This is a genomic window from Pareuzebyella sediminis, from assembly GCF_008367235.1.
Lineage (GTDB): Bacteria > Bacteroidota > Bacteroidia > Flavobacteriales > Flavobacteriaceae > Pareuzebyella > Pareuzebyella sediminis.
Genome location: NZ_VTZS01000003.1, coordinates 780,784 through 792,674, shown reverse-complemented (window position 1 = coordinate 792,674; position 11,891 = coordinate 780,784). Strand labels below are relative to the sequence as shown.

Below are 11,891 nucleotides of genomic sequence, written 5' to 3'. Positions count from 1 at the left end.
CTTTGCACTGATTCTATCTTATGTTCCCTTCGGCACATTGATAATTCCGATAATATGCCCGTACTGTGTAAAAGGTTCTTTTTGAAGAGTATCCTTATAGTGGTACTATGTTTTGGTAGCATTCTTGTTTACCATTGCAAAAACCCAACAGTCGAATCGGATTATTACAATCCGGAGGTACTGGCGACCCATGACAATGGGGAAAAATTTGTCGGCTCGGAAACCTGCATGGAATGTCACGCCAACATCTATACCGATCATTTAAAAACGGCGCACCACAGAACCTCATTACTAGCCAACGACTCGACTATTTTAGGCAGTTTTGATCCGGGCTCCAATGTGTTGGATTTAGAATATGTCAAGTTTACCATGGAACGTCGGTTAGATTCCTTTTATCAACATACAGCATATAAAAACAGGCTAAAAAAATCTCCTCCCTCATCATTTGATATCGTTATTGGTTCCGGGGTCATGGGGCAAACTTATCTCACTTGGGAAGAGGATAAACTTTTTCAACTACAAAGCTCATATCACAAACCTGCCGATAGTTGGGTAAATAGCCCTGGCTTTCCCACCTATGCCATTCAAAGACCCGTTAGGGACGGCTGTATCAAATGTCATGTCACCTTTGCTAAAAACAGGAATATAAGAGAAGGCAACCAATATGACAGGGAGAAAATTCTATATGGCATCGAATGTGAACGCTGCCATCGGCCTGCTGCCAGGCACGTCATCTATCATAGGAAGCATCCCGAGGCCAAAATGGCCAAATTCATGGTGAACATCGACTCCCTTACAAGACAGCAGCGTCTTGATGTTTGTGCCCAATGTCACTCTGGCCCGCAAAACGAACAGCTAAAAGGGAATCCCTTTTCTTTTTTGACCGGTGAAAATTTAAACGAATATTCACGCAATAGCGGCCCAATGAGTTCAACCGAAACACTAGACGTACATGGCAATCAGTATGGCCTTTTGACCCGAAGCGAATGTTTTAAGCAAACCCAGACCATGGACTGTACGACCTGTCACGACCCTCATAAAAATCAACGGGGAGATACTGAATATTTTAACCACAAATGCATGCAATGTCATGTAGCTGAAACTAAGAAACCTTTCGTAGTTCAGGATCATCTAGAGGTAGTGGGAAATGACTGTATCTCCTGTCACATGCCCAAAATGCGTTCACAATCAATTTCCATCAAATTGACAGGGAAAGATAGTATTTCATCTTCCTTTAGCATACGCACCCATTTCATAAAGGTATACAAAGACTCTTTGGTACTGCCTTAATGATCTTGCCGCCTACTCAGCACTATAGAATCAATCCCTTTTTTAGCGCTTCCGGGAACATTTTCCAACCCATGATCCGTATATTGAGCGGTAAATACACAAATCGCACGGTCTTCAAATCCTTCGATTTTTGCGGGGGTCTTAAATGCCCCTTCGAGTCCCGTAAAATAATTAAAATCTTGTCTTGACCCGTTTTTCAAAATCCATTGGATTGCTTTTTTCAATCCTTCCGACGAAAGATGGGGCTGTGCCGGCATTATTTGGCTCCCCCATGTTCCGGTTGTTCCCTGGGTAACTTTTTGAGAAAGGTATTCCACCGCATCGCCCTGATGGGCATACCGTTCAGCAATTTGTAAAAAAGAAGGCCCTATTAATTTAGCCTTGGCATTATGGCAGGTAAAACAATTTGAAGCTCCCATCCAAGAAAGTATATCAAAATGGGAAGACTGGCCCTCATTCAAATTTTCTTGAACTTCTAAAGAATCAGAAAAATAGTGCACCGTCATGATTACTTCTTGAGATAGTATTTCTTCATATTCGGAATTACCATCTTCATTGTCTATCACACGAATACGGAACGGCACATATTGACCCCAAGTAAATTGCATATTCCCTTGCGGAGCGATAATCTGCACCACTGGAGCCCCATTTTCCTGTAAAAGTGTTGCCGATGAAAGTATCGAAACCAAAATAACGGCAAGAAGACCACTACGAATTTTAGAATGCATTACCGACCATCAAGCTTCATCGATTTCCTTGGCAACACGATTGGCCGAACGGGTAGCGGCCTCGGTTCCCCAATTGAGATTATCGGCGTACGCCCCCGCAAAATGAATACGCCCCTCGGGTTCTATAAGAAGGGGCCATATCTTTTTCAGTTCTCCCATTGGAAAGGCCAAACGTTCGCAAGTAGGTGCGTATTTCTGCTTGGTCCAATCCCTACCTAGCGCCTGCTCTATCGTATCTTTTTTCCCGGGATAAACTTCTCGAAAAGCGGCAAGTGCCCTTTGAGGTGAAATACCCCCAGGTCCCGTACCCAAAACAATAACACGATGGGTATCGACCTCATCGGCAGACTGCCAAACCGACCACAGGTCAGGGTGTTCGAAATTCATATTGATATGATCTAACCCATCCTCAAGCCAAAATTCCGAACTGGCCTGAAAAACAAAACGCTGGTACGAATCGTAGGCCACACTGTCTAGGGCATATTGTTTTTCGGCTGAAATTGCCGGTGAAACCGGAATTTTCTTAAAAGCCGGGGGCGGTATACAGTTGACATAATAATCCGCTTCTATAGTGTTGGTCTCATTATTTCGAACATAGGTTACGTTTACCTTATTCTTTCCATTTTCAATAGAGGTAATACGGTGATTTAACCACACCCTAGGGCCCAATCGCTTGGCAAAGGCATCAGGAAGCATTTGGTTGCCCCCCTTCAAGTGATACACATCCAACGGAAAATTTGCCACCCCTCTCTTTTTTAAGATAGCGGAATACCAAAGTTCGAATAGAGCGGATGAATTTTTACCTCCCAAAAGCTCCAACGCCCTTGGTGAAGCACCCTCCTTTTTATAAATTTCTACCATGGGAACCTCATCAAAATCGTCATAGCCGATTCCGAAAGGTTGGTATTCATCTTCAAATTTGTCAAGATAAGAGTCAATATATAACCATTTCAGTTCGCCCCAAGGGTGAACGGTTAAGTGGTCGATTTCACGTTGATTAAAGCCCATTCCTTTGAGTACAGATGGGTCATGAAGCATTTCTTGGGTATAGAATTTACCGCCTATGCTTCTTAAAAGATTTTTCCGGCGCTCATAAGGTAATACGGTAAGTCCAAATTCATCAATATACTTCCAATACAATTCATACCCTGGTTTGGTAATATGCTCTTGGCCCCCGTCACCATACAGCCCGTCAGAGAGGCCGTCATGGACGGTAAAGACATGACCCCCGTGCCTACCCGAAGCTTCGAGCACCGTTACATCATGCCCCAGTCTCATGAGCTCATAGGCGGTGCAAAGGCCTCCCATACCGGCACCGCCCACCACTATTTTTTTGGGATTGGCCGATGTATTTATCTTAAACGGCGTTACTTTTTTTTCTTTTTGTTCAATGGATTGGCTCATACCGAGCAAGGGCATGCTTGCTCCGGCAAGAAGAGTGTTCTTGATAAACCCTCTTCGTTTATTATCTTTCATATTAATTGGGTATCTAGCTCCTTAAATATAATTAATTTGAATTGATTAGACACTCAACCCTATATGTTTTATTGGGGAAAATACGCTAAAGGTATGAGACGGCCCTTTCGTTATATACCGTTCCTTCACATAACAAATTATAAAGGGTTCATTTATTTCCACCTACCTTTTTGAACCCATGTAGTGCTTAAAAATAAAGTGCTGTACCTAAGTTTTTGAGCGGCCATCATTCTTCGATGCCATTGCCACCCCTGAAAGAATAGCTTCTTTGGTTTTTCGGTTGTAGCTTCTACCAATAGGTATGGTCTTAGATCCAATCTCAAGACTATTTCCTTCTAAAGATTTCACCTTGTCGATGGCGATGGCAAATGATTTATGAACCCTAATAAAATTTTCCGAGGGGAGCTCTTCAACAATGCTTGCCAGTGCCTTATGCACTACAACATGGCCCTTGGTCGTATGTATTTTGATATAGTCCTTTAGGCTCTCTATAAAAAGAATTTCGCTTAAAACAACTTTTACCATTTTTTTGTCTACCCTAACAAATATATGAGGTTGTACCAAAGACTTCATGGTATGTTCCTTTGCTATATTCAACCTATCGATAACCTTATTGGCCGACTGCAAAAATCGGGTAAAAGAGATAGGTTTGACCAGGTAGTCAACTATATCAAACTCATAACTCTCCAACGCGTATTCCCTATATGCCGTGGTCAGAATAACTAGAGGTGGATTTTTCAAAGCACGCAGAAATTCTAACCCATTGATTTGGGGCATATTAATGTCTAGATAAATAAGATCAATATTTTTTTCTTGTAGTACGGGCAAGGCTTGAAGAGCATCTGTAAACGTCCCTGCAATATGTAAATAGTCAAGACTCTTGGCATGGGATTCCAAGATACTTATGGCTAGCGGTTCATCATCAATAATAAGGCAGTTAACTTTCATTTCAACGGAATTTTCAAAACTACCGAATACAGGTCAACTGAAGGACCCATTTCTAGCGAGAAGTTTTTTTCATATAACAATTCGAGCCTTCTTCTTATATTGATGAGACCAATGCCGGATTTATCATTGGTTTTTTCACTTTTGTCAAAACTATTCTTTATTGAAAATTCAAGCGCGTTTCCAGACCTTCTGAACTTCATTGTTATAATTATCCTGCCATTATCTAATTGTCCGTGCTTGAAACAATTCTCAACAAAAGGAAGGAATAAATAAGGGGGAAGCAAAATGTCGTCTATTTTTCCGATAATTTCGATTTTGGATACCACTAGATCTTTCCTGCGTAACTTTTCCAATTCGATATAGTTTTCCACATATTTTATTTCTTTGTTCAACGGGATTTTTTTCTTGTCAAGATCGTAGATAACGTACTCCATAATCTCAGAAAGCTTGAGTACTACTTCCGCTGCCTTTTTAGATCTTTTTAGTGTCAAGGCATAAAGATTATTCAGTGTATTGAAAAAGAAATGGGGTTGGATCTTGGCTTTTAGATATTTCATTTCAGTTTCCGATTGTAGCTCAAGCAACAGATTGTTTTTATTCAATTCAAAAACGTAATCAATCGTAAGCTTGATCGCAGAAACCAAACCAATAACGTACACCTCTCCTAAGGTGATGGTGACCACGTGATTGAAACTGAACAGGTCATTTGCCGTCTGAACTTCCGACAATGGGTGAGGCGATACAAGAGCAGAAAAAAGGCCTACCCGAACGAGATAATGCAGGCCCAGCACAAAAATCAACCAGACTACATATGTTTTGTATTTCTTCCCCACGATATATTTTGGCACCAAATAGTAAATGTTAAAGTAGACTATGATGATATGTAGCGGAAATTCTACTAGATTCGATTTAAAAGAGTACCAATAATCATCAAAGTAGCTGCCCCAACGAATAGAGTTAAAGGCAAAATAGATGGTCCAAAAAATAATATGGTAGTGCCATGGTATTGTTGGCTTAACCAACACATTATTTGCCCTTTTTCGAATCTGTTGCATCTTACTTCCCTTAAGTTAGATTGAAAACTGGAAATATAAGTTTATTCCCAAATATTTAAAATGAAAGGCTTTTGATTTACACACTAAAGACGAATATCGATTTCAAAGCGCAGTTCATTCCCAAAATGATGCATTTAAGATAAAAAGCAAGCAAAGGTTGTCTAAATCCCTTATTTTTAGAAGATGCGAATCAGTTCGCGTTCATGTCTCAGCCGATTTTCAACCAAGAATTTCAATACACTGGACTTCTTTTCAAATATGAGTTCATTTTTTATACCGTATAACCTGTCGATCAGAAACTCTTTGTTTTCAATAAGAGGGTTTTGTAATTCCCTTATAGTCGTTGGTTCCCTTTGTCTTATATGGCAATGCAGCCCCGATCAAGGTTTGCCGGCTGGGGACAAGGATAACGGCGGCCTGTATTTGCCGAACGGTTTTGAAGCGGTAGTCGTAGTAGACAGCCTGAAAGGAAGAGCCAGACATCTTACGGTAAACAGCAATGGGGACATCTATGTGAAGCTTAGATTCCCTGATTCCTTAGGCGGGAATGCAGCGCTCAGGGATACAAACAACGATGGAAAAGCAGATATTATTAAGACTTTCGACGATTATCAAGATAGAAGTAGCTATGGAACGGAAATGAAAATCCATAACGGCTATCTCTATTTTAGTTCTGTAACCCGCATTTATCGCCAAAAGCTTACTAATGATCTGTTACCCGACACACCTCTGGAGCTAATTCTTTCCGAAACGGAACGTCGGCCTGGGCAGCATTCTACAAAACCTTTGGCATTCGATAAGGAAGGGCACATGTACACTGTTTTCGGAGCACCTTCGGATGCCTGCCAAGAAGATGATCGATCCCCAATGTCTCCAGGCATTTATCCCTGCCCCATATTGGAACATCGTGCGGGAATATGGAAATTTGATGCTAATAAAACAGGACAGTTTCAAAAAGACGGTAAAAAGTTCGCAACTGGCCTCAGAAGTGTTGTGGGACTGCAATGGAATACAGAAGATGACAATTTATACGCCGTTGTTCATGGTCGCGACTACCTTCATAATACTTGGCCTAGGGAATTTTCTGCTTGGGAAGGGGCTGTTTTACCCTCAGAAGTTTTCTTAAGATTAAAGGAGGGAGATGATGCGGGATGGCCTTATCATTACTATGACCAAATTAAGAAAGGGTACTATCTCAATCCTGAATATGGAGGTGACGGTTCAAAACAAGGGGATATTGATCAGCTTACAACCCCTGTTGTAGGATTCCCGGGGCACTTTGCACCGAATGACTTATTTTTCTACGATGGTGATCAATTTCCCGAAAGATACAAGAACGGGGCCTTTATAGCCTTTCATGGTTCTACCAGTAGTTCGCCCTATCCGCAGTCGGGCTATTTCGTAGGTTTTGTTCCTATGAAAAACGGAATGCCTACAGGGCCGTGGGAAGTTTTTGCCGATGGTTTTGCTGGTCGTGATACGATAGTCAATACCAGTGATGCAGCCTACAGGCCAATGGGGCTGGCAGTAGGTCCGGAAGGATCATTATATGTTTCCGATTCAGAAAAGGGTAAAATTTGGAGAATTATGTTCAAGGGCGACAAAGCTAAATTCGACAGTTCTGATCTTGCAGGCATGGCAAAAAGAAAGCAAACCGCTCCCAATATCAAAACCCCTGATGAATATAAAGACCTTTTAATCAGAGATTTAACCAACCCTATGGATGAAGCTAAGATGGGCGAGGGTGGAAAGCTTTTCAATACATTTTGTTCAGTCTGTCATCAAAGGGATGGCCTTGGAAATGACCGCTTCCCTCCTTTAAATGATTCTGAATGGGTACTCGGTGATAAAGAAAGGTTGATCAATGTTGTGCTTCAAGGGCTGAGAGGGGAGATAATCGTTAAAGGAAAATCATACAATAATGCAATGCCGAAACTAAATATGTTGAGTGATGATGAAATTGCGGAAGTCTTAACGTACATACGCCAAAATTTTGGCAACAACGCAGCAAAAATTACTCCACAAGAAGTGGAGAAAGTTCGGAAACAAAACACATCGGCTGCAAATTAAGGAACAAGAAGAAAAGGGACTATCTTTCGAAAATGAAAAAAATGAACTTGCACCGATATTGTTTTAAAACAAATAATTTGAAATATAGTTTAAATTACTTTTATCAATCCGGTCTGATGGTCCTGCTTCTATTTGTTATGGGCTGTAAAGAAAAAAACTCAAAGGTGGTGTCAAAAGAAAGCGGTACAAAGGCCAATACCATCTTATACCAAAGTAAGGATTTCACTGAACCTTTAGGCTTTCCATCCGGCATCGAAGGCCCGGCCGTAGATCGCGAAGGTATTTTATATGCCGTAAATTTTGAAAGGAAAGGCACTATAGGACAGGTCGACTCGATGGGTAAAGCATCATTATTTATAAGCCTCCCCGAAGGAAGTGTAGGAAACGGGATTCGCTTCAATAGCAAAGGTGAAATGCTCGTTGCCGATTATACAAAACACAATATATTGAGGATCGATATGAAGACCAAGGAAATTAGTGTCTATGCACACCATGAGGCCATGAACCAACCCAATGACATAGCGATAATGAATAACGATATTCTTTTTGCAAGTGATCCCGATTGGAAAAATTCAAAAGGCCAGATATGGAGAATCGATGTCAATGGCGAAGCGACACTTTTAGAGGAAGGCATGGGAACGACCAACGGTATTGAGGTGAGTCCGGACAATAGCACATTATATGTAAACGAATCTGTGCAAAGAAATGTCTGGGCCTATGACCTTTCCCCCTCGGGTGAAGTGAGCAACAAGAGATTATTGTTGACATTCGACGATTTTGGGATGGACGGCATGCGCACGGATATAGCGGGGAATTTATATATTACACGTCATGGAAAAGGTACCGTGGTCAAAGTATCGCCAGAAGGCAAAATCTTGGAAGAAATTCGACTGAAGGGAAAAACTCCCTCCAATATAGCTTTTGGTGGCCAAAATGGAACAAAAGCCTTTGTCACTCTCCAGGACAACGGAAATATTGAAACTTTTCAGATCGAAAGCCCCGGAAGGGCCTACCGGATGCAAACAAAACATTGAACCCATACCATTAAAAAGATGATACTAAAAAAGCTCAACTACCTTATTCTCACTTTCTCTATACTTTGCTGTTCCCTATCACTAGTGGGGCAACAATATGACATGGTCATAAAGAACGGAACTTTAATCGATGCGAAAAGCGGCACCAACAAAAAAATGGATCTGGCTGTCTCCAATGGCAAAATAGCCGCAATTGCGGCTAATATTCCCGTTAAAAATGCTAAAACCCATATAGATGCCGACGGTCTGTTAGTCACTCCGGGCCTAATAGATCTTCACGGTCACGTTTTCTTTGGCACAGAGGAGGATGGTATGTACAGTGGAGGAATGAGTAGCGTTGCGCCGGATAATTTTACGTTTCGAAGTGGGGTTACTACCATTGTAGATGCTGGAAGCTCAGGTTGGAGAAATTTCAACACGTTCAAAAAACAGACTATAAACAACTCAAAAACCAGGGTTCTAGCTTTTTTGAATATTGTTGGATCTGGGATGAAAGGTGGTGTTATCGAACAAAATGTTACCGACATGGACCCTGACATAACGGCCAAGATGGTAAAAGGGCATTCCGAAATAGTAGGAGTCAAGTTGGCCCATTATGTGGGTCATGAATGGGAACCCCTAGAGCGGGCGGTAGAAGCCGGAACCAAGGCAAACGTACCGGTAATGATCGATTTTGGAGGTAGCGACCCTATACTCTCCCTAGAAACACTATTCTTGGAGAAACTAAGAACCGGTGATATTTTTACCCACACCTATGCTTCATTAAATAGCAGGGGAAAAGTAGTCGATAGTAATGGTAAGGTAGAACCCTTTGTGTTCGAGGCTCAAAAGAAAGGTATCATCTTTGATGTAGGCCACGGGGGAGGTAGCTTTGCCTTTGAACAAGCTGTACCGGCTATGAAACAAGGTTTTAAACCAAATTCGATAAGTACCGATTTGCATATCGGCAGCATGAACGGGGGTATGAAAGACCTCCTGAACATTATGTCAAAATTCTTGAACTTGAACATGCCCTTGACCGAAGTCATTGAGAGTACCACTTGGAGTCCTGCGCAATATATCAAAAGAACAGAGCTAGGACATTTGGAGATCGGTTCGATTGCCGATATCGCCATTCTTAAAGTCAGCAAGGGAGACTTCGGATTCATAGATACCAAAGGATTGAAAATGGAAGGAAATCAAAAGATCGAATGCGAAGTTACCATCAAAGACGGAAAGGTAGTTTATGATTTAAATGGTCTCGCCAGTAAAAAATGGAATTAAGGGGGTATTTTCATAAAGATGCTAAAACTAGCTACCTCAAAACAACGATCTAAAATACTGCTGCGAAAACAGGGCTTTCCCTTATAGTCTTTTCGGAAAATACCGTACATGAAAAAAATTAATATCTAAATAATAATTATGCAATTGGAAAACAAAACCACTAGAAGAGGGTCTTTTAAAAAACTAGGGATGGGATTAGCGGCCCTATTTGGAGTTGGCACAGCTGCAAATGCCATGTCAGCGAATAGTAACCCTAAAAAAGAAGTAGTGGGCAAGATTGAAACAGACCAAGACATTCCTCTCTTTTCAGGGGCAGTAAAACACGGAAACACCTTGTATATTGCCGGCAAAGGAGCGCATGTTGAACCTTTTGAAATCAAAGCACATACTGAAATCGTGCTGCAGGAATTGGAGAAAGAACTCAAGAGAAACGGCTCCTCTATGGAAAAGGTGCTAAAGGTGAATGTATATTTAGCCGACTTAGCCGATTATAAGGGTATGAACGAGGTATTTAGAGGGCGCTTTGGGAAAAATCCGCCCGTAAGAACTACCGTTGCCACCTATGGAGGCGTCCCAGGAAACTCTTTAGTTGAAATGGACTGCATTGCAGCCTTAGATTAATATACTATGATTACAAGAAGAAAATTATTGAAAAACCTTTCTGCCCTTCCCATTGTCGGTGGTCTGATAGGTACTGGTGTTTTATCGGCCAATACGATGAACACCGCCCCAAAAAAGAAACCCTCAAGCGACCTCTTTAAGGAACTTGGGGTTACTCCCGTAATCAATGCCAATGTCACCATGACCTTTTTATCAGGTTCTTTGATGAAGCCGGAGGTATTGGAGGCCATAAATTCTACGGCCCATGATTTTGCCAACATGTATGAGCTGCAAGATAAAATAGGTGCAAAAATGGCAGAAATGTTGCACTGCGAGGCCGCAATGGTAACTTCAGGTGCGGCCTGCGCCATGGTATTGGGCACCGCGGCCGCCATTACAGGTATGGATGAGAAAAAACGAAAATTGTTGCCCAATCTTCCCGGCCCTCGCCCAGAAGTAATTATGCAAAAGAGCCATAGATATGTTTTTGATCAAGCCATAACCACTACAGGGGCGGTCATAGTAGAAGTTGAAGGCCCGGACGAAATGCAGCAGGCGATGAACAACAACACGGTCATGACATTATTTTTCAATGCGGCGGGGTCATCAAGCATTTCTCATGAAGAATTTGTGGCAATTTCCAAACGGAATAACATTCCTTCTTTTATCGATGCCGCTGCCGATGTTCCTCCAGTAGAAAATCTCTTTAAATTTCAAAAAATGGGTTTTGATCTTGTTACGTTTTCTGGAGGTAAAATGATCAGGGGGCCACAGAGCGCAGGTTTGTTGTTCGGCAAGAAAGATTTGATCGAAGCTGCCAAGTTGAACCATAGTCCGCACGAAGCTCCTATCGGCCGGCCGATGAAAGTAAACAAAGAAGAAATGTTCGGCATGTACGTTGCTTTAAAAGAATATCTCGAAACAGACCATGAAGCTGAGTGGCAAGAATGGCTTGACCGTATCGAATACATAAAATCACGGGTCGAATCCCTTTCTAGTGTAAAAGGTAAAACACATATTCATCCGGGGCCGGCCAATGCGTTCCCCAGTATGCTTCTTAGCTGGGACCAAAATATAGTCAAGACCACGCCTAGAGAAGTCTATGAAACACTCAAAAATGGAACTCCGAGCATTGTATCGGGGCTTAGAAGAGATGGAGAATCCCAAATGTTGGTCATTGGGGTCGTATTGTTGAAGTCTGAACAGGTTTCCATTGTAGCTGAAAGACTGTATGAGATTTTGAAACAAGCAACGAAAGAGTAAGGCCAAAGCCTCTCGCCCCATGCCTTTTATCCTAGCCGAGATAGTTATATAACATCTCAAAGGTTTTGTATGAACGACGGAATTAATTGCCTACATATTTTAAAAAAATATTGAAAAGGGATGCTATTCCGCTCAAAACACTTTGCGATTGACTTCAATTAAAT

General features: G+C 41.7%; 10 protein-coding genes. 6 read left to right on the top strand and 4 right to left on the bottom strand.

Annotation, left to right across the window (positions count from 1 at the left end):
* Positions 1 to 81: 81 nt before the first annotated feature.
* Positions 82 to 1,290 (top strand): multiheme c-type cytochrome, encoded by a 1,209-nt coding sequence (locus F2B13_RS13955; protein WP_198439702.1) that lies wholly within the window; start codon positions 82 to 84, stop codon positions 1,288 to 1,290.
* Here the strand turns inward: F2B13_RS13955 and F2B13_RS13950 are convergent.
* The 4 genes from F2B13_RS13950 to F2B13_RS13935 form a co-directional block, all read right to left on the bottom strand.
* The gene (locus F2B13_RS13950; protein WP_149274128.1) at positions 1,287 to 2,018 is read right to left on the bottom strand and encodes a c-type cytochrome; all 732 of its coding nucleotides are present in this window, start codon (positions 2,016 to 2,018) and stop codon (positions 1,287 to 1,289) included. The two genes, F2B13_RS13955 and F2B13_RS13950, sit on opposite strands and share 4 nt — an antisense overlap.
* Before the next feature lie 9 nt (positions 2,019 to 2,027).
* Positions 2,028 to 3,494, bottom strand: a complete 1,467-nt coding sequence (locus F2B13_RS13945; protein ID WP_149274126.1) for a flavin monoamine oxidase family protein — start codon at positions 3,492 to 3,494, stop codon at positions 2,028 to 2,030.
* A gap of 207 nt (positions 3,495 to 3,701) precedes the next feature.
* Complete coding sequence (locus F2B13_RS13940) at positions 3,702 to 4,442, bottom strand: LytR/AlgR family response regulator transcription factor (RefSeq protein WP_149304438.1); 741 nt, start codon at positions 4,440 to 4,442, stop codon at positions 3,702 to 3,704.
* The gene (locus F2B13_RS13935; protein ID WP_149274122.1) at positions 4,439 to 5,497 is read right to left on the bottom strand and encodes a sensor histidine kinase; all 1,059 of its coding nucleotides are present in this window, start codon (positions 5,495 to 5,497) and stop codon (positions 4,439 to 4,441) included. Before F2B13_RS13935 ends, F2B13_RS13940 begins: the two co-directional genes overlap by 4 nt.
* Before the next feature lie 258 nt (positions 5,498 to 5,755).
* Here F2B13_RS13935 and F2B13_RS13930 point away from each other — a divergent pair, with 258 nt between their 5' ends.
* From F2B13_RS13930 to F2B13_RS13910, 5 genes are all read left to right on the top strand, one after another.
* Positions 5,756 to 7,567 (top strand): c-type cytochrome, encoded by a 1,812-nt coding sequence (locus tag F2B13_RS13930; RefSeq protein WP_149274120.1) that lies wholly within the window; start codon positions 5,756 to 5,758, stop codon positions 7,565 to 7,567.
* A gap of 77 nt (positions 7,568 to 7,644) precedes the next feature.
* Positions 7,645 to 8,601, top strand: a complete 957-nt coding sequence (locus tag F2B13_RS13925) for an SMP-30/gluconolactonase/LRE family protein (protein ID WP_232622897.1) — start codon at positions 7,645 to 7,647, stop codon at positions 8,599 to 8,601.
* A gap of 18 nt (positions 8,602 to 8,619) precedes the next feature.
* A complete protein-coding gene (locus tag F2B13_RS13920) occupies positions 8,620 to 9,864 on the top strand; it encodes an amidohydrolase/deacetylase family metallohydrolase (RefSeq protein WP_149274118.1) in 1,245 nt (414 codons plus the stop codon).
* A 138-nt stretch (positions 9,865 to 10,002) separates the two neighbouring features.
* Entirely contained in the window at positions 10,003 to 10,485 is a 483-nt protein-coding gene (locus tag F2B13_RS13915) for a RidA family protein (RefSeq protein WP_149274116.1), read from the top strand.
* A 6-nt stretch (positions 10,486 to 10,491) separates the two neighbouring features.
* Positions 10,492 to 11,727, top strand: coding sequence for an aminotransferase class V-fold PLP-dependent enzyme (locus F2B13_RS13910; RefSeq protein ID WP_149274114.1), 1,236 nt, complete (start codon positions 10,492 to 10,494; stop codon positions 11,725 to 11,727).
* Positions 11,728 to 11,891: the final 164 nt, after the last annotated feature.

Bases quoted from the DNA above. Each gene is read 5' to 3' on its own strand.
- F2B13_RS13940 (WP_149304438.1), bottom strand. From the start codon at position 4,442: ATGAAAGTTAACTGCCTTATTATTGATGATGAACCGCTAGCCATAAGT.
- F2B13_RS13920 (WP_149274118.1), top strand. From the start codon at position 8,620: ATGATACTAAAAAAGCTCAACTACCTTATTCTCACTTTCTCTATACTT.
- F2B13_RS13935 (WP_149274122.1), bottom strand. From the start codon at position 5,497: ATGCAACAGATTCGAAAAAGGGCAAATAATGTGTTGGTTAAGCCAACA.
- F2B13_RS13930 (WP_149274120.1), top strand. From the start codon at position 5,756: ATGAGTTCATTTTTTATACCGTATAACCTGTCGATCAGAAACTCTTTG.
- F2B13_RS13945 (WP_149274126.1), bottom strand. From the start codon at position 3,494: ATGAAAGATAATAAACGAAGAGGGTTTATCAAGAACACTCTTCTTGCC.
- F2B13_RS13915 (WP_149274116.1), top strand. From the start codon at position 10,003: ATGCAATTGGAAAACAAAACCACTAGAAGAGGGTCTTTTAAAAAACTA.
- F2B13_RS13910 (WP_149274114.1), top strand. From the start codon at position 10,492: ATGATTACAAGAAGAAAATTATTGAAAAACCTTTCTGCCCTTCCCATT.
- F2B13_RS13950 (WP_149274128.1), bottom strand. From the start codon at position 2,018: ATGCATTCTAAAATTCGTAGTGGTCTTCTTGCCGTTATTTTGGTTTCG.